Annotated in this window: 13 protein-coding genes, 3 tRNA genes, 1 rRNA gene, 1 pseudogene and 1 riboswitch; of the genes and pseudogenes, 2 read left to right on the top strand and 16 right to left on the bottom strand. The window is 39.8% G+C overall.

Going from position 1 to position 19,449, the window contains the following annotated elements; translation table 11 throughout:
• Positions 1-91: 91 nt before the first annotated feature.
• Positions 92-2,107: an ABC-F family ATP-binding cassette domain-containing protein gene (locus AAAT26_RS00085; RefSeq protein ID WP_349208719.1), complete on the bottom strand. Its 2,016-nt coding sequence runs from the start codon at positions 2,105-2,107 to the stop codon at positions 92-94.
• Between the two features lie 112 nt (positions 2,108-2,219).
• Here AAAT26_RS00085 and AAAT26_RS00080 point away from each other — a divergent pair, with 112 nt between their 5' ends.
• Positions 2,220-2,540 carry a hypothetical protein gene (locus AAAT26_RS00080; RefSeq protein WP_008714437.1) on the top strand — a complete coding sequence of 107 codons (321 nt, stop codon included), beginning with the start codon at positions 2,220-2,222 and terminating at the stop codon, positions 2,538-2,540.
• Between the two features lie 43 nt (positions 2,541-2,583).
• Here the strand turns inward: AAAT26_RS00080 and AAAT26_RS00075 are convergent, their stop codons facing one another.
• The 12 genes and pseudogenes from AAAT26_RS00075 to AAAT26_RS00025 all read right to left on the bottom strand — a co-directional run bounded on the left by AAAT26_RS00075 (position 2,584) and on the right by AAAT26_RS00025 (position 17,770).
• Positions 2,584-3,738 carry an MGDG synthase family glycosyltransferase gene (locus AAAT26_RS00075; protein ID WP_120055528.1) on the bottom strand — a complete coding sequence of 385 codons (1,155 nt, stop codon included), beginning with the start codon at positions 3,736-3,738 and terminating at the stop codon, positions 2,584-2,586.
• Between the two features lie 82 nt (positions 3,739-3,820).
• Complete coding sequence (locus tag AAAT26_RS00070) at positions 3,821-4,120, bottom strand: HU family DNA-binding protein (RefSeq protein ID WP_004696710.1); 300 nt, start codon at positions 4,118-4,120, stop codon at positions 3,821-3,823.
• Positions 4,121-4,171: 51 nt separating this feature from the next.
• Positions 4,172-4,942: a nucleoside triphosphate pyrophosphohydrolase gene (gene mazG, locus AAAT26_RS00065; RefSeq protein WP_278617828.1), complete on the bottom strand. Its 771-nt coding sequence runs from the start codon at positions 4,940-4,942 to the stop codon at positions 4,172-4,174.
• Positions 4,926-6,533, bottom strand: a complete 1,608-nt coding sequence (locus AAAT26_RS00060) for a putative polysaccharide biosynthesis protein (protein WP_302683034.1) — start codon at positions 6,531-6,533, stop codon at positions 4,926-4,928. Before AAAT26_RS00060 ends, mazG begins: the two co-directional genes overlap by 17 nt.
• Entirely contained in the window at positions 6,530-9,826 is a 3,297-nt protein-coding gene (gene mfd, locus AAAT26_RS00055) for a transcription-repair coupling factor (protein WP_004696715.1), read from the bottom strand. Before mfd ends, AAAT26_RS00060 begins: the two co-directional genes overlap by 4 nt.
• Before the next feature lie 189 nt (positions 9,827-10,015).
• Positions 10,016-10,100: transfer RNA gene (locus AAAT26_RS00050), tRNA-Leu, on the bottom strand.
• A 564-nt stretch (positions 10,101-10,664) separates the two neighbouring features.
• A riboswitch (cobalamin riboswitch) is annotated at positions 10,665-10,836 on the bottom strand.
• A 138-nt stretch (positions 10,837-10,974) separates the two neighbouring features.
• Positions 10,975-12,090 carry an ABC transporter permease gene (locus tag AAAT26_RS00045; protein ID WP_008601623.1) on the bottom strand — a complete coding sequence of 372 codons (1,116 nt, stop codon included), beginning with the start codon at positions 12,088-12,090 and terminating at the stop codon, positions 10,975-10,977.
• Positions 12,090-13,202: an ABC transporter permease gene (locus AAAT26_RS00040; RefSeq protein ID WP_101928791.1), complete on the bottom strand. Its 1,113-nt coding sequence runs from the start codon at positions 13,200-13,202 to the stop codon at positions 12,090-12,092. Before AAAT26_RS00040 ends, AAAT26_RS00045 begins: the two co-directional genes overlap by 1 nt.
• On the bottom strand, positions 13,199-13,960 hold the full coding sequence (locus tag AAAT26_RS09615; protein ID WP_371744924.1) for an ABC transporter ATP-binding protein: 762 nt from the start codon (positions 13,958-13,960) through the stop codon (positions 13,199-13,201). The genes AAAT26_RS00040 and AAAT26_RS09615 overlap by 4 nt, the downstream gene beginning before the upstream one ends.
• Before the next feature lie 540 nt (positions 13,961-14,500).
• Positions 14,501-14,998, bottom strand: a pseudogene (locus AAAT26_RS09610) (ABC transporter ATP-binding protein); the annotation flags it as partial.
• A 9-nt stretch (positions 14,999-15,007) separates the two neighbouring features.
• Positions 15,008-15,823, bottom strand: a complete 816-nt coding sequence (locus AAAT26_RS00030) for an HlyD family secretion protein (protein WP_489749509.1) — start codon at positions 15,821-15,823, stop codon at positions 15,008-15,010.
• 246 nt (positions 15,824-16,069) lie between these two features.
• Positions 16,070-17,770, bottom strand: a complete 1,701-nt coding sequence (locus AAAT26_RS00025; protein WP_278472769.1) for an efflux transporter outer membrane subunit — start codon at positions 17,768-17,770, stop codon at positions 16,070-16,072.
• Between the two features lie 168 nt (positions 17,771-17,938).
• Between AAAT26_RS00025 and AAAT26_RS00020 the strand changes: the two genes are divergently transcribed.
• Positions 17,939-18,217: a helix-turn-helix domain-containing protein gene (locus AAAT26_RS00020; protein ID WP_128114310.1), complete on the top strand. Its 279-nt coding sequence runs from the start codon at positions 17,939-17,941 to the stop codon at positions 18,215-18,217.
• A 125-nt stretch (positions 18,218-18,342) separates the two neighbouring features.
• Here the strand turns inward: AAAT26_RS00020 and AAAT26_RS00015 are convergent.
• From AAAT26_RS00015 to rrf, 3 genes are all read right to left on the bottom strand, one after another.
• A tRNA-Arg gene (locus AAAT26_RS00015) sits at positions 18,343-18,419 on the bottom strand.
• Positions 18,420-18,531: 112 nt separating this feature from the next.
• Positions 18,532-18,607: transfer RNA gene (locus AAAT26_RS00010), tRNA-Trp, on the bottom strand.
• A gap of 757 nt (positions 18,608-19,364) precedes the next feature.
• A 5S ribosomal RNA gene (gene rrf, locus AAAT26_RS00005) occupies positions 19,365-19,449 on the bottom strand; the annotation flags it as partial.

Below are 19,449 nucleotides of genomic sequence, written 5' to 3'. Positions count from 1 at the left end.
GAAATTATACTATACATTGTGAGTTTTATCAATAAACTTACACGTAATTCCTTTGCATAACAGATATTAAAAAATAGCATGATAAAAGGAGTTATAGGCGTTCCTCTAATTCCATCCACCGTTCAGTGAGCACATCTATTTGAGTCTGTGTTTCTTCTCGTTCCTCCATCAGTGACTGCATTTTTTCATAATCAGTAGCCACTTGGCTTATCATAACATCGAGGCCCTTCACTAAATGTTCTAGCTTAGGCAATTCATCCATAATTTTGGCATACTCCGCTTCTTCTGCTTTATTGAGACCCTTCTTTGGTATTTCTTTGAAAATATCTGTTTCATCACTAGCTACAACATTATCATTTCCAAGGATATCTACCCTATTAGATTGATTATCAACAGAGTCATCGCTATCAGCCTCTCCACCTTCTACAGCTCGTACCGCTTTGGAATTAGCCGGTATATTATCATTTGGCATATAGAATGGGCGCTTGCTGCCACTACTTTCATCAAGAGCATCTTTGTAGTCAGAATACGAGCCATGAACAATTTCAATATGCCCATCGCCGGTAAAGACAAACAGTTTATCCACTACGCGGTCTAGGAAGTACCGATCATGGCAAACTGTGATGATGACGCCACTAAAGGAGTCAAGGAAATCCTCTAATACCTCCAATGTTGGAATATCAAGATCATTCGTCGGTTCGTCCAGCAATAATACGTTAGGGGCGCTCATCAACAATTTTAAGAGGTATAAACGACGACGTTCCCCGCCAGAGAGTTTTCGAATCGGTACACCATGTAATTCTGGGGTAAAAAGGAATCGCTCAAGGATTTGTCCTGCGCTCAATGTAGACCCATCACCGAGTACCATATAAGAGTGGTCCTCACGAATATAATCGAGAACGCGCATATCTTCATCAAATTCAGGTAGCTCTTGTTTAAAATGAGCAATGCGAACGGTCTCACCTTTACCAATAGTGCCTCTCGTCGCTTCGTAGGTGCCATCAAGGATATTCATAAAGGTAGATTTACCAACACCATTGGGCCCTACTATACCGATACGATCATGGCGTACCACGTGATAGGTAAAGTCCTTAATCATAGGACGTTCATCAAAATAAAACTCTAAATGCTCAATATCAAAGATGGTTTTTCCTAAACGTGTCTTCAGCGCAATAGGATCCATTTGATCCGGACGGCGGGTTTTCTCCATATTCTTTAATTTTTCGTAACGGTCAAGACGAGCCTTTTGTTTTGTAGTTCTAGCCAGAGCACCACGACGTACCCATTCGATTTCTCGTTTTAAAAATTGACGTCGTTTTTCTTCCGTAGCAGCTTCACGAGCCTCTCGATCAGCTTTCAAGGCAATAAATTCTTCATAATTGCCATCGTATTGATACATATGACGATTTGATAGCTCTAAAATACCATTACATACGGAATCGAGGAAATATCTATCATGGGTACTGATTAATAATCCTCCTTGACGTACACTCAAATACGACTCTAGCCAATCAATACTATCTTCATCCAAATGGTTAGTCGGCTCATCTAGTAATAAAAGATCACATGGATATAGCAATGCTTGCCCTAATGCAAGACGACGCTTTTGCCCTCCTGATAACATAGCTACCTTTTGCTCCACATCAGGAAAGCCCAATTTAGATAAAATAATGCGCGCCTCTTGCTCTACCTGCCACCCGTCTTGTTGATCCATTTGCTCCAATGCATTCATATAGTTGCGAGATATTTTAGCATCGTCTTTACCAGACTCTTGCATTTGGCGATACTCACGACTAATTCGTTCAAAGGCTTTTACCATTTGCAACCGAGGATGATTTCCATCAAGAACGGCCTCAAGCAAAGTAGCTTTCGCATCAAAATCAGGTGTCTGCGCTAAGTAATAAATGCTAGCCTTACCATTACGCTCAATGGTGCCTTTATCAGCTTCCATTTGTCCTGCTAATATTTTTAGAAATGTAGACTTACCCGTTCCGTTGATGCCCACAAGACCTAATCGTTTTTCCGTGGTAAAAGTCATACTCACCTCTTTAAACAGTAGCCTTGTGCCATATGATTTCTCTATGTTCTGTAAACTAATAACGTTCATATTCCGCTCCTATTTTGTAATTCTGTTATTTATTATACTACACATTACCATTGACAGTAACAGGCGCCCTCAGTAGAATAAACGTAACATATATATTCATGAGGAGGTCCACATGGCGACGGATATGGTTTTAGACTTTTATGAAAGTATCAACTTTGAACTTATCGACATTGATGGGTATGACACATTATTTACCGAGCTCTTAGAGGATGGCACGTATGCAACTGTGTCCGATGATGACGGCTATATGCCAGAGGACTTAGAGACACCAGTCGTATTCAATGTGTACGACGATAACGACTCCTTCCAATGGAGTGTTACCCTTGATGACTCTTACCAATTAAAAGATTTATTGGATGGTGCAGAAAGTACGGATGCTTTCTTAGTCACATTACAAAAACTTCGAAAAGAACATATTGAACAGTATCAATAGAAAAAAGCGATGGCCCTTTTGGTCATCGCTTTTTCTATATTGGTTAGCTAATTGCCTCTTGAGCTTTCACAAGCTCATCTTGTGCACTACCATCTAAAATTTCAATGAGACTATTTACAATATCAGCAGCCCCATCCACATGCCATTCGCGAGCTCGCTCAGACATTTGTTGAAGTCGCGGAGAATTAATTAACAGTGCAGTTACCACATCTTCTAAGTTATGAATATCACGAGCCCAACGAGCACACCCCCGTTGCTCTAATAGTTCTGCATTTGCCTCTTCCTGCCCTGGGATAGCATTAAAGAATACCATTGGCAATCCGATTGTAACAGCCTCCATACAGGTCAATGCACCAGGTTTTGTAACGAGCAAAGACGATGATTTCATGAGCTCAGAAATATTGGTAGTATAACCATATACGGTGGTCTTCGTCTTCATAGATTCACTAAGGACAACTAACGATTCGTAAAGAGACGTATTTTGTCCGGCTACAACGGTAATTTCACCAATACCATTTACTTCATCTAGATGTTTTAAAGCCGTCTCAAGAGAGCCTAGACCCAGGCCACCACCCATAACAAGAACTTTCACAGGTTCCTCTAAGCTATACTCTTCAATAGCATCACGAAAAAAAGATCGCCGCACTGGAATGCCAGATACATGAATACGAGATTCATCGATACCTGAAGCTACCATTTCAGGTACCATAGATTCTGTTGCAACATAGTAAACATCAATCTGTGGATAGAGCCAAAACTGATGACTACTAAAATCTGTCATAATAGCCACTAGTGGCACATCTATATGACCTTGACGTTTTAAAATCGATGCCGCCCCACAAGGAAATGGGTGTGTAAAGACCATTACATCTGGCTCTTCTTGTTGTACTAGTTTAAGCATGCGGCTTTTAAGTAGGTACGACAATGCGGTTTGCATAATGGTCCCTCGTTTTTCCCCTTTCGATACGCGATAAATCATATCATAGAGCATGGGGAATACGTCAATCATCTTGATATAGGTACCCTTAATTAAATGCTCTACAGACATAGTTTCTGTATCAAGAAAATCAACATGGGTAATTGATGCTTGTGGCTCTTTTTCTTTCCAATATTCTTCTATGGCTCTTGCGGCTTGCATATGTCCAGTGCCGATTGAGGCAGACACGATGAGAACCTTCCTTGATGTTTCGTTATTCATAATGCACCCTTTCTCTGTGCATTATACCATAAATAGATAAAAAAAAGAGACCTCGAAAGGTCTCTTTCACATCCAATATGGATTATTTTTTGCGTTTTTTAGCTTTTGCAGCGTTAACTTGTTCTTTCAAACCTTTACCAGCTTTGAATGCAGGGGATTTGGAAGCTGCAATTGTGATAGTTTTACCGTTTTGTGGGTTACGGCCTTCACGAGCTGCGCGTTCACGAACTTCGAAAGTACCGAAGCCGATAACTTGTACTTTGCCACCAGCTGCTAATTCTTGAGCTACTGTGTCAAATACAGCTTTTACTGCTTTTTCAGCATCTTTTTTAGTTAATTCAGTTTTTTGTGCAACACTTGCGATTAATTCTGTTTTGTTCATGACAGAACCTCCTTAAAATTACAATACCTTAGAAGTGTATAAACCTCTAGGTTACTTTTCCTGCACTTTAGCCTCCTCCCAAAAAGCATCGAGCTCAGCTAATGAAAAGTCTTCCCATGAGCGATCGCTTTGGTTAACACAAGCTTCTACATGTAAAAAACGCTGTCGGAACTTTGTGTTTGTGCGATTTAGTGCATTTTCACCGCTTATTTTATACCATCTGAATAGATTAATCAAGGAAAAAAGCACATCTCCTGCTTCTTTTTCCATATTTTCTCTATCATTTTGGTCAATAGCCTCCTTAAATTCCCCCATTTCTTCGGAAACTTTAGCCCAAACAGGATCAAGCTCATCCCAGTCAAATCCTAGCTTTGCAGCCTTTTCTTGGAGCTTATAAGCCGCCATTAAAGCAGGTAAACTTTTCGATACACCATCCAATACAGAATTTTGAATATTTTTCTTTTCTTGTGCCTTTAATTCATCCCAAGTGTATGACTTTTCATCTTTTTCAGGATTAAAAACACGAGGATGACGACGAATCATTTTTTCAGCGACATCATTAATTACATCTTGAAGTGTAAAATGACCAGCTTCCTCTGCCAATTGACTGTGAAAGACAACTTGCAATAATACATCACCTAACTCTTCACGAAGATTTGGCATATCTTTATTATCAATGGCATCTACTACTTCGTAAGTCTCTTCTATAAAATAGCGGCGTAAAGATTCATGCGTTTGCTTTTGATCCCAAGGACAGCCATTTGGTGCACGCAAAGTTTTCACTACATCGACTAAAGGTTGAATATCAATATTGTTCTTCATATAGCTTTGCTTCCTCCCTATTGCGTCGAGCTTGTATGCGCTTGCCTATGATTGGGAAATGGTATATATCATCTTTTACGACAGCTTTAGTAAGCCATAACGATAAACCATATACAAAAATAGCCACTACAATTGCTGCAGCCACAGCGCCACCATTGCCTAATAAATCAACAGTGCTCACATAGATGACTTGTGTAGCACCACCCATGGCCATGGCAGATACTATTATTTTTAATAACTCTAATGTGTTGAATACCGAACCTACATATTTTTTTACAAAAATATAGTTAATAAGCGCTGCAATAGCAAAGTTTAAATTCGTCGCCCAAGCTGCACCATTAATGCCCAACTCAACACTGCCTGTCAATTCATAATCTAAGAATGTCTTCACTAATAAGCCGATAAAAATCGACACCATAGGAATTACTGTTCTTCCTAAACCTTGTAAAACACCTGCAGTAACCTGCTGCCAACCGAGGAACATAATACTCAAGCTAATAACAGCAATAACAGGCCCTGCGTGGGGTGTTGCATATATTAATTGCGATATTGGTGTAGCTAATACGCAGAGACCAATACAGGCTGGAATCGTAAACATATTAGCAATTTTAATCGCCGTCTCCGCCCGTTTCACGATGCGATGTACATCACCTTGAGTATGGGCCTCAGATACGGCTGGTACAAGACTAGCGGCTAAGGACGTAGTTAGAATAATTGGCAACCCAATCAGAGATGTTGCCATACCCGTTAAATAGCCAAATTGTGTAGTTGCTTCATTGAGATAGTATCCAATATCCATCAATCGTTTTGGGACAATAAATGTATCAATGAGTGATACCATAGGAAGCATAATATTCGCCATAGAAACAGGTATAGCAAGGCTAAACAAGCGTTTAACTACGGTGCCATTACTTTCATAAACAGCATTAGGATTCTGTTGTGAAAGCATCTTCTCTCGAACATTACGTTGTCGGTAGTAAAAATAAATTAATACAAGTAACCCTGCCAATACGCCTGGGAATGTAGCAAAGGTCGCACCACCTGCCGCTAAATGGAGTCCACGATCAATGAAGTAGTATGCCAAACCTACCATAGATGACACACGAAAAATCTGTTCAAATACTTGACTCGTACCAGTAGGCACCATATATTGGAAACCTTGGAAATACCCTCTAAAACAGCTCAGGATGGTCACTACAAAAATGGCTGGAGATAATAACTGAATAGCAATTAAAGCACGTGGATCGGTGATGATTTGATTGTCTACGAGCCATTGCGCACTACCATATAAGGCCAAACTAAATACCAGCCCTAATATAGCGAGTACCCTTAAAGATACGGAAAATACTTGTTGTACGCCTCGCATATCATCATTAGCAAGTTTCTCTGCAATCATAATAGATATGGCTACAGGAATACCTGCAGCAGAAATACTAATGATAATTTGATAGATTGGATAGGCCATCATATATAGGCCAATTCCTTCACCACCTAAAATCCGTGCAATAAGAACCTTACTAAACGCACCGATGACCTTCACGATAATACCGGCTAAGGTTAAAATCATGGCTCCTTTTAAAAATCGATTCATAGGCCCTCCTTAGTCGGTGACTTGTGGCTAAGAGCCTTTATCACCGCTTCCGTAATGGTCAAAACAGAACCTTTCATGCCATTAAGATTCACATATAATGTGGCTGGCTTGGTGTCCATAAACTTCATTTTTTTCCATAAATCTTCTCGTACAGCCCCCATGTCCCAATCGGCCATTTTAGAATCGTCATACCAATGGATGGTGAGCTGCTTATCTCTACGGACGATACTCTTAATGCCCAGTAGACGTGCTTGCTCCTTAATTTGAGCAATACGCAACAAACGGTCTACTGGATCGGTTGGTGTACCGAAGCGATCAATGAGCTCATCCGTCATATCGTCGAGTTGCTCTTTAGATTTAATATGTAACAATCGTTGGTATACAGAAATCTTACGAGCACTATCTTTGATATACGCATCATCAATAAACGCATCTACCTCTAAGTCGATAGCTGGATCAATGGATACATCTCGCTCAACCTCTTTATTTTGAGCCTTTGCAATCGCTTCTTCTAACATGCTCACGTACATGCCAAAGCCCACGGATGCGATATTACCATGTTGCTGTGAACCTAATAGATTACCAGCACCGCGAATCTCTAAATCTCTCATGGCTAACTTAAATCCTGCGCCGAGCTCGGTGAACTCCTCTATGGCTTTCAAACGCTTTTCAGCTGCCTCTGAAAGTATTTTATCTGGCCGATACATAAAGTATGCATAAGCACGTCTACGAGAGCGTCCTACACGGCCTCGCATTTGGTATAGCTGAGATAAACCTAAGCGATCCGCATCATAAATGATGATAGTATTTGCATTAGGAATATCTAAACCGGTTTCAATAATGCTCGTGGACAAGAGTACATCATAATGACCTTCATAGAAATCGGTCATAATCTCCTCAATTTGACGGCCTGTCATCTGTCCATGAGCAACAGCATAACGCAAGCCAGGCAATGCGGATTCTAATAGTTCTCCCATGTGATTAATGGACGCGACACGGTTATATACGAAATAGACCTGTCCACCTCTTGCAAGTTCTCGTTTGATAGCATCTGCTATGAGATTCATATCGTATTCCACCACATAGGTTTGAACAGGCAATCGCTCCTCTGGCGGAGTATTGATAACAGACATTTCTCGAACGCCAACGAGGGACATATGTAAAGTCCGCGGAATCGGTGTAGCACTCAATGTGAGTACATCGATATTGCTAGCCCACTCTTTCCACTTTTCTTTTTGTGCTACCCCAAAACGTTGCTCCTCATCTACAACAAGCATTCCTAAGTCTTTGAATACCACCTTTTTGTTAAGTAATGAATGAGTTCCAATAAGAACATCAATAGATCCATCCTCTACACCTTTTAGAATTTGTTTTTTCTCTGATGTAGTTCGGAATCGATTAAGCACATCTACTTTCACCCCAAATGGAGCAAAGCGATTCAAAAAAGTTTGGAAATGTTGCTGTGCTAAAACCGTAGTTGGTACAAGTACTGCTACTTGTTTTCCGCTCATAACAGCCTTGAAAATGGCGCGCATAGCCACTTCCGTTTTACCAAAACCTACATCACCAGCGAGCAAGCGATCCATAGGAACAGGTCTTTCCATGGATTCTTTAATCTCTGCGGTAGCCTGTAATTGGTCTTCCGTTTCCTCATAGGGGAATGCATCTTCAAACTCTTGCTGCCATGGTTGATCTGGCAAGAATGCAAAACCTTCTGTGATTTCTCGTTGTGCATATATCTCAACGAGTTTATCTGCTAAATCATCAATAGATTTTTTTGCCTTTGAAACAACCTTGCTCCAGTCACGACCACCCATCTTATTAATACGTGGCACATCACCTTCGTTGCCAATATATTTTTGCAGTTGATCTAAATTATTAGCTGGTAAGAACAGTTTGTCCGTTCCAGCATAAGCAATCTCAATATAATCGCGGTGAATGCCTTCCGTCTCAATTGTTTTAAGACCAATATACTTGCCGATACCATGCATATTATGTACTACATAGTCACCAGGCGTTAAATCTGTAAAATAATTGATTTCTTGGCCCTTTTTAGGCTTATTACGAAGCTTGCGCTTTTGCTGTCCGTAAATATTACCTTCTACGACAACTACGAGATGGCTATTGGGCAATTCAAAACCATCTGTTAATAAGCCCTTTAAAATAACGACGGTGTTTGGCTTTGCTATCCATGTATCACTATGAATAAATGCAATATTCTCCCCTTCAAGGGCGCGCTCAATACCTTCTCGTCGTTGCTGATTATTTAATACGAGTACCACTTGATGATTTAAACGATGCCATTGTTTAATTTCATCTGTTAATAGGGGAATTTGACGCTCAAAGCTCGTCATCGTCTTCCCTTGAATACCAATAGGGTTAAATCCAGTGAGACCAATAGAACGTTGTTGCATAAACGTGAAAGCCACTTGATTCGTAGCATCTACAGTGCGTTGTAGTTCATTCCAATCACAATGATTTTTCCGATGTGTAGGATCTTCTTTTAAGAATTTCTTTAACGCCTCTTGAATACGACCTGGCTCATCATAAATCAAAGTGCCATCTTTCACATAAGATAATAGAGTGCTATCCGCATCACTTTGACCAAGAAAGAAAGGCGTCACCGTATAGGATTCGATTTGTTCAATAGAACGTTGATTCTCAACAGAGAAGAAACGCAATGTATCAATCTCATCTCCAAAGAATTCAATACGAATCGGATGATCACTATTTACAGGATAAATATCCAAAATATCTCCGCGCACAGCAAAATGACCACGTTGTTCCACCTGGTCTACGCGTTCATATCCAATTGTTACGAGCTGTTCAAGAGCTACATCACGTTCAATTGCATCATTCAAAGCAAAATGCAACGATTGCCCCTTTAAATAATGAGGGGATACAACATATTGTGTAACCTCTTCAGCATTGGCAATGACTACTGCCGGCTCTTGCCATGCTAATAATGCTAATGCTCGCATTTGTGCACCTTGATTTTCAAGACTACGTGCTACAGTTGTAAAGTCTACATGATCTGTTATAGGAAATGATTGGACTGGCACATTAGGCCAAAAGAAAGCTAAATCTCGCTCCCACATCTCCTTATGATCCTTATCATGGACTACGATGACTACAGGCTTTTTAAGACCTGCAGAAAAAGATTGGCTTAAGAGGAAACTTTTTTGAGATCCACTAAGACCATATATGACTGACTTTCCCTTACGCTGAAATGCGTTTAGCCCATCCACAAAGGATGGGTTCTGTGAAAGCAGTTTTGTTAATGTATTATTCATACTGCACCATATAGTATTACTATGATTGTATTAATTAAATAGTTCTAACTCATTTATTATAACATATAATGTAGTAGTTAATTCTGTACCTACCCTACTATTAAACTACAAGTGTTTATCGATATGAATATCCACATTAACTACTTAATTTTAGGCAAAAAAAATACACCTCTAAAGGTGCAATAAAGTTGGTGCGGGAGAAGGGACTTGAACCCCCACGCCGTAAGGCGCCAGATCCTAAGTCTGGTGCGTCTGCCAATTCCGCCACTCCCGCGTCTCAACTGAAATAATAATATCATGTATGGAATTCATCGTCAATCATTTTTTTTAAATGACTTAAAATTCATACATCTAAAAATAGATTCAAAGAAAAACAACTATCTAATTACACCTTACGATTTATGTAAACCCAAAGCAACTTCTAAATCTAAAAGCTCTTAATTATTCTACGATTCTATATCTATTTACACTTCATCTAAAGCTTAACGCTACAGACCTCTATCTAAAAGATCTTACCGATAATTAATATTTGCAAAATAAAAAGAGACTGACCCAGAATCCGAACTACTAGAACCCTGGGTCAGCCTCTTTTTTAGGATGATGATGAATAAATGCATGCCCTACATTTACCATAAAATATATTAACAGTCACAACATATGTCATGCTGGTAATACCAAAAAGGTAATCCACCATGACCATAGCACGACATTTAGGTCGTATAGAACTAAAATCTAAATCAACTATAATACAATTTAGATCCAATAGAACTAAAAAATCCTTTTTACGGGTACGTAAAAAGGAGCTATTAACTTCTCCTCCCTATCTCTCGTAGGTCAAATGGTGAATGTTGAATAGGCAGTTCTCCTGACTCGGCGTCATCGCTCATCTAGCCTTCCCAGTTTCCCAGTGACTTAATTTAGACTCGCTCGACCATACAGTGGCGGGACCGTGCCGGCCTTTAACCGGCTTCTCTATTATGCTTTTCAGCACCTATTCCCAAATATGATATTTTCTATGCCTTTATTCTAACAGTCTACATTCATTTAGTCAATACGGCAGTAGCATATTTATTAATAAAAAAATGCTATATAGGTCTGCCGTATTGTTATAACAAAATATAAAAAGTTTAACAATCTAATCATTAGCTTTATCCAACGCGATTTCTAAATAGCCATCCTGCTATGGACATGCTTATAATGATTAGGATAATCATAGGAATAAAATTAAACCAAATATCCGTCAATCCTGCACCTTCTAAATAAATCCTGCGCATTGCATCAACAGAAAACCGCATAGGATTTCCATATGTAAGATATTGCAATATTTTCGGCATGTTATGTACAGGTGTGATTAATCCGGACAATAATGCTAGTGGAAAAAGAAAAACAAAAACATATACGAGAACTTGCTGCATATTTTTTGCAATAGCCGAAATAGATAACCCCAATCCAATGCTACTACTTATAAACGTAAACAACACGGCATACACAAGAAATATGTTGCCCCGAAATGGAACTTTAAACCAAAACATGGCTATTAATAACAATACAGTACTTTGAAACAGTCCTATTATCATAGGGGGTATAGACTTTGCAATCAAAATTTGCATAGATGATACGGGCGTCACCAATAATTGATCAAAGGTCCCCTGCTCTCGTTCTCTCGCCACAGATAAGCCCCCCAACATGATAACTTGTGTCATACTGATCAATATAACGAGACCTGTCAAGAAAGTCCAGGAAGACTGCTGATTTTCATTGTACCAGGTACGAGATTCAATCGTGATTCCCTTATGCTCAACACCTAACCAAGTCTGATTGAATTGAGAAATGATTTGCCCCATATAGGCTGTGGCAAGACCTGAAGTCATTGTATTCGTTCCATTTACAATAACAGTAATAGATGTAGGTTGTTTATGCTTTAAGTTTTCTTCAAAATCCTGAGGTATGATAACCGCCATAATAACCTTGTTGGAGTCTATTAGTGGTGCGATTATATCCGGAGAGTTCGCAGATTGATACAGTTCAAAAACACCGGATGAATTAATAGTCGATTCTAATGCAGCTGCGGTCTGCGTATGACTTTCATCAATCAATACATAGGGAACCTTGTTGAGATTATAGGTTGCGGCGTAACCGAAGAGGAACCCTTGAATAATAACCGGTAACAATAAGATTATACGAGTTTTCGGATCTTTAAAGGTGGCTAATAGCTCTTTCCATATGATGGAGACAATTTGATTCCAATACAGTCGCCAATTCATTATTCCACCTTCTTCCGCGTAATATAAATTGTCAATATTGTAAAGCAAATAGCAAACCCCGATAATACGGCACTATTTTTAATAATCAAATACCAGTTATTTCCACCTAGGAACAATGATTTCAGTAATTCTAAAAAATATGTAGGAGGTAAAAGCCGTGAAATATATTGAATCACCACAGGTTGTGAATGTGGATCAAATAAAAACCCCGTCAATATCAACGCCGGTAAAAAACTGGTAAGTAACGCCATTTGACAAGCTAAGAACTGTTTCTTCGTAAACGCAGATATAAGTAGTCCCATATTTAAGGAAACAATTAAATACAATGTGGACACGATGCAGATGATCCATAAGGAACCACGCATAGGTACTTCATAAAAGAAATACGAAACACCGAGGCAAAACAACAGCCCCAACATGGCCAATACATAATAAGGCACTACCTTAGCCAAAATAATTTCAATAGGCTTAACTGGTGTAACGAATAAAGACTCAAAAGTACCACGTTCCCATTCTCTAGCCATAACGACAGCCGTAAGAAAAACGGATACAATCGTCATGATAATCATGATGAGCCCAGGAATCAAAAACCAGGTACTTGTATTTGCCTCATTAAACCACATGCGAGGGTTCATTGTTATATATCCACCACGTAGCATAAACGGAATATTCTTAACGGCCCATAAGTTAATAGCTGAGTTTACATAACTTTCTATGCTCATCGCTACCGAAGTATCGACACCATAGTAAATCCCCTGCACTTTCCCTTGTCCACGCATAACTTGAGCAGAAAAGTCCTGTGGAATCACCAATATGGCATCTACCTTTCGTTTTTCCATCAATAGTTCCGCCGTTTTTCTATCGCGAACTGCTATAGGTTGAAAGTACTCAGAGCCGTATAAGGAGTCATACACACTCTGGGTCATAGAATCTTGCCGTTCCATAACCACTGCTATCGGCACGTGTTTAACATCCAAAGTAACCCCTGAGCCGATGAGGATAATAAGTAGTATAGGTAGCACAACACCCAACAAAATAGTGCTAGGGTCGCGCAATACTTGTAAGGTCTCCTTGTATACCAATGAGGAAAACCGTCTTATAAATCCGTTCATACGTCATCCTCCTGTTCCCGTTTTTTTAGTATGACGGAGATAAACGCTTCATCCATAGTACAATTCTCATCGCCGGCAATCCGTCTAACTTCATCAGGTGTTCCCAGTACAACGAGTTTTCCTGCATCCTGAATCATAATACGGTCACAATATTCCGATTCATCCATAAAATGAGTCGTAATAATAATCGTTGTTCCTCGCTTTGATAAAGAAGTAATCTGTCGCCAGAAATTACGCCGTGTAAGAGGATCAATACCACTTGTGGGCTCATCCAAAAAAAGAATTTTAGGCTCATGCATTAAGGCAGCCGCCATGGACAAGCGCTGTTTATAACCACCAGGCAAATCACCGGCTATCATATCTCTCACGTCATTCAGACGAAACTCACTGATAACGGCTTCTATACGATCAAGCTTCTTCTGTCCGTGAAGGCCGTACACACCGGCAAAAAAATTCAAGTTTTCCATAACAGACAGATTACCGTACAAAGAAAACTTTTGCGCTACATATCCGAAATTGCTTCTTGCCGCCGTACGGGATTTAACGACATCAATGCCGGCCACGCGCAAATCCCCGCTCGTTACAGGCAATAATCCACACAACATACGAAATGTCGTCGTCTTCCCTGCTCCGTTTGGTCCGAGTAACCCGAATACTTCTCCGCGCTGCACCGTAAATGATGTATTAGCCACCGCCGTAAAATCACCGAATGTCCTCACCAAATGAGATACGGAAATTTCTACTGGACGCTCAACCATTTCATTGGGGGCCAACAAATGCTTTCGTTCTTTCTCTATCGCACTTTCATCTAAATCCATATCGATACTATCTAAAGGCTTAGCCCCTTGTTTTGAGGCAATTTCATCCTCTTTTAACAACATCATAAAGGTATCTTCCAAACGGCTCTGAACTGGTTCTTCCTCCATACCATACTCATTAAGCCATGGAATCGAAAGCATTTCTTTTGTTTTTATGTACCTCACAGCACCGGCCTCTGGAACTGCATCCGCCACGCATTTCCTGTCATCCATCAATGCGGCCTGTACATTTCGCATGCTCAATGACTTCGGAATCTTTACCTGAAAGCATCGTTCCTCAGATATTTGAGTCAACTCATGCGGTGTCCCGGTTGCTAAAAAGCGCCCCTTATTGAGGACGAAAACATCTTTACAACGCTCCGCCTCATCTAAGTATGCAGTGCTAACAAGTACGCTAATTCCATCTGTACATACCAGCGACTCTAAGATCTCCCATAACTCCCGCCTTGAAAATGGATCGACCCCTACGGTAGGCTCATCGAGCAGTAATAGCTCCGGAGAACGAACCAATGTACAAGCTAGGCTAAGCTTTTGCTTCATACCGCCTGACAATTTACCGGCTTGACGCTTAGTAAATTTGGCTAGCCCTGTCATATGCAGTAATTTTTCAAACCGCTTCGTTCTCACATGCAAAGGAATACCGTGTAAATCTGCATAGAGATTCATGTTTTCACTGACGGATAATTCCTCATAAAGCCCAAATTTCTGAGGCATATAACTGAGTCTATCTTGAACTGCCTGTGAATGTGCTTTCACATCCATTCCGAGGACCTCTAAAGAACCAGCCGTGGCATCCAATAAACCAGCTATCAAACGAATCAAAGTCGTTTTTCCCGCACCATCTGGACCGACCAACGCAGTTAAACAGCCTTTTCGAATTTTAAAATCCAAATGGTCCAATGCTATTATAGGATCATCTCCGACAAGGGGAAATTCTTTATATAATTGTGACGCTTCGATTGCATATACATCATTCACCGCACACCTCTATATATCAATGGAAACAGTGGCAGGCATTCCTAAACGGAGACGATTATCAGGATCATCTACATATACCCGCACTTCATATACAAGTGTAGTACGCACATCCTCCGTTTCTACCGATTTAGGTGTAAATTCCGCTACGGAGGATATATATCCGATTGTACCGTGAATCGGTTCATTCTTATTGGTATCCGTCGTCACATTCGCATCCATACCGTTATAAATTTTTCCTAAATCCCGTTCGTTCACATATACACGTACCCATTTCTTAGTATTCTCAGCCAATTTAAATACAGGTGTATTCGGTGAAGCCATATCACCGACCTGTAATAATCGGGCCGTTATAACACCGTCTATCGGGGACGTTAATACAGATTGGTTCAACAAGAACTCCTGACGGGCCAGTTCGCTTTTCATCGCATCCAATTGGGCTTGGGCCTGTGCTATATCTTCCTGTCTTGGCCCTGCGACAGCTAAATTGTATGCTTGCTGAGCCTCGTTTAATTTGGCTTCCGATACTTTCACCTTCGCCTGTATATCATCTACAGACTGTCGACTAACGGCCTTACCATTTGAAGCATTATAGGATTTTTGTAACTTCTCTGCTTCCTGTTTCGATTGAGCTAACGCAGCTTCTGCAGATGTAACTCGTGCCGATGCTTGAGCGATTTCTTCTGGTCTACTGCCGGCCTGCAACTTGGCCACTATAGCGTCCTGTGCTGCAATGGTAGCCTTAGCCTGCTGTACAGTAAGATTCAATTCATCAGAATGTAAATACCCTAAAATCTGCCCTTGGCTCACCACCGCACCTTCATCCACCAAAAGGCTGGCAATCCGGTCACTTCCCCGAAATGCAACATTAACTTCACGCAGATTCACATTGCCTTGCAACACAATATGATGAGAGGCAATGTACGCTTCGTATTGATTATAAGCATAATAACTTACTCCACCCAAAATTATTAGAAAGGCAATCATTATACCTGCGCACTTTTTTCTATTATTCGCCATCCACCCTTTAATGACATCAAGTTTCTCTTTCATAATCATTCCCCGTTTCTCACACTATTTCTTAGCATGCGAGTCCGCCTCTGCCTCCTGATCCATGTCCATGGCTTCCCAACCACCGCCTAAGGATTTGAATAAACGAACGGTATCAGCAAACTCTTGCCCCCGACTCATGATATATTGCCGCCTTGCAGACAATACATTTCTTCGTGCATCAAGAACACTTAAGTAATCGCTAAGACCGGAGTCAAAATTGGTTTGTGCCAAAGATTCCGCTTGCTGTGCAGATTCTACAGCAGATTTCAATTCCTCGGACTTAATATGATCCTGAGATGCATCCGTTACCGCATTTCGAACCTCCCCTACAGCTTTCAAAACAGTCTCTTCGTAAAGTGCCAAATATTCCTGTTCCTTTTCTGTTTGTATCTTTATATTCTTACGAATAGCACCGGCATTGAAAATAGGCATAGTGATAGATGGTCCTATTCCTATCATTTTACCGATAGCCGAAATAAGACCTCCCGATGAAAACGACTCCAAGCCTATACTGCCATTTAGTGAAAACCTAGGCTTAAGGTCAGCCTTTGCAGCCTTGGTTTTCTGTTGTTGCGCCGCAATACGTCGTTCCGCCGCCTGAATATCAGGCCGTTGTCGTAAAGCTTCCGCCGGTATGCCGATAAACATGTGTGGATCCACCGTAGGTAATGAAGTATTTTCCATCAATAACCCGTCAATCTCGCCTGGAACTGTTCCCGTCAATATAGAAAGAGCAGCCATTGTGGAAGCTATATTTTTCTTTAATGAAGGAATCTCCGCTTGAGTCTGAGATAATGCATATGTAGCCTGTTGCACAGGTAATTCATTAATAATACCAGACTGATTATTTATCTTAATCAGTTCCAACGCTTCCTGTTGACGTTTCACATCATCTTCTGTTATGCGCAATTGCTCCTGTAAAGTTCTTAACGACATATACTGTAATGCGGTTTCCGCGCTCAAAGATACCCAGGTGGAATATAAATCCGCCTGTGATGCTTGTAACGAATTCGATGCAGCACGTGATTTTGCTTTTTGTCTTCCGAATATATCAATTTCCCATCGCGCATCAATTCCCAATTTACCGGTTTCTACATTTCTCGTCATCTTATCAGATATAGGTAAATTCTTTATCGCTTCTCGGTCTGAATCCCATTCACCCTGACCTCTATTAGCCGACCATGAACCGGAAGCATCTAGCCAAGGTAATCGCTGTGCTTCAGCAATACCCAACTGTAACCGTCCTTGTCTAACTCGAGAACGAGCTACCTCTAACTGCCGATTATTTTTGAGGGTCAAATCAATTAATTGATCCAATACGGGATCATTAAAAACCTTCCACCAGTGGGCTAACTCTTCTTCACTGACCGCGTTCCCTTCCACAACCGCATACGGTAAGGGATGTTTTCCCGCTTCTTCTACCCAAGAATGTTCATTCAATTCTTTAGTTGCTTTTTGTTTCTCTGAAAGCTTAGTCTCATCAGCAGCAGTACTCTTTTTCTTCTTTTTTTTGCCATCTTTGTAATACGATGCAATAACAGGACTGCCTTGGTCAGAATCGTCAACAGTTTTTTCAGACTTATGCTGTATTATCGTATTATCTCGACGCGTTTGATTCGTATCTCTATTTGATTGACTAAAGCTGATGCCAGCGCTAGCACTCCAAGCCCCTAATGCTAAACATATATAAACAATTAAAAGTTGTTTTCTATTCGTCTTCATAGCAAACCTCTTTTCATTTCCATATATATCAGTATCATTATATGTTCATCTTATAATATAAAACCATTATGTATCAATAATATGAAGTATCATTTCAATCTAACTTGAGTTTTATCGAACTTTCACATAAAATAAAAATGTATTAATATAATTCAAGTGGAGGCGATTATGTATATCGGTGAAATCATTAAAAGCTATCGCGAACAACATAATATGACAGTTGAAGAATTCGCAAATAAATCGAATCTAAGTCAAGCAGAAATCACCCAATTGGAAGAATTATTTCAAAGTGATAGAACAACACCTTATCCTGTTGCAATGCGACAAATTAAAAGTATAGCTGAAGCCATCGAACAGCCAATCCCCATCATTATGAATCTTATTTCTGCAGATCAAGAAATCGTCGTTAACGTAGTAGCTGAATCAGATCAGCCACATGCGAAATAATAAAACTTAGTTAATTAAATAAAGATCATTAGCTCATAAAAGGACCCTACATAAATATGTAGGGTCCTTTATATACATATAAAAAGCAAAATAAAAAAGCACCACATTACTGTGATGCTTTAATTTGGTGACCCAGAAGGGATTCGAACCCCTGGCCTTTTGATTCGTAGTCAAACGCTCTATCCAGCTGAGCTACTGAGTCATGTACAAGGTACTCACTTATATTAACATAATGATTGCGGCTACGCAAGCATTTTTTAATATTTTTTGAGTAATTTTATGGACATGCGGCCCGAAGACCGCCATCCAAATTTTGGCAGGGGCAGTAGGACTTGAACCCACAACCAACGGTTTTGGAGACCGCTACTCTACCAATTGAGCTATACCCCTATGTTCATCAAGCTTTGCTTGATACTTGATTAGTTTAACAAATATTACATACTATGTCAAGAAATATAGGCTTATTAATCAATAAATAATAAAAAATATTAAAGGAAAAGAGCCCTCTTTCAAGGGCTCTTATGTCTACCTAACTTTTACCTTTATATATACGGGAGATGGTATATATAATTAGAGAGTTTTGTATATGTATTGTTTTGTTTATACACAGGGAGAGTATTGTTGTGTATTTAAGTGTTGTTTTATGTGTTGTATTGTTTTGTGTTGTTTGTATTATTTGTAAAAGGGACAGGTAAAAGTTATTAGTAGTAGACCTCCATTTCCTTAGTTGATCTCAATCAACTATAGCTAGTATATAGATAATTCGTGAAAACATAGTGAAAGTGATATGAAATATAATCAAAACGAGTAATTTTTGGTACATTTTGGTATATTATTAAATATCAGAAAGATAGCTATAAACCACGTATTTACTAGTCTAGATAGGAATCTATATAAAAAAGTGATAATTCTATGCATGAATAGAATATGTAATAAATAGTAATTATTAAAATTTATAATTAGACCTTCATTAATTATTTATTATCAATTAACTGATAATATAATTAAAAAATAATGAACTAAGCGATGCAGTGAATCTGTCGTCGTTTTATTCTTTTTACCTTTAACTTGTCCTACTCACCAGGTCTCCTGGGAGGATAGAAAGCCATACATAAAAAAAGACACACCCTCAGGTGTGCCTTTAAGCAATCAGCAGCTTCCTATCCTCCCAGGCCGTCTCCAGCCAAGTACTTTCGGCGTTTATGAGCTTAACTACTGTGTTCGAGATGGGA

Origin of the sequence: Veillonella parvula, from assembly GCF_040094895.1 — a bacterium.
GTDB classification, from domain to species: Bacteria; Bacillota; Negativicutes; order Veillonellales; family Veillonellaceae; genus Veillonella; species Veillonella parvula_L.
The sequence above is the reverse complement of the archived record's forward strand: the minus strand, read 5'-3'. Positions and strand labels throughout refer to the sequence as shown.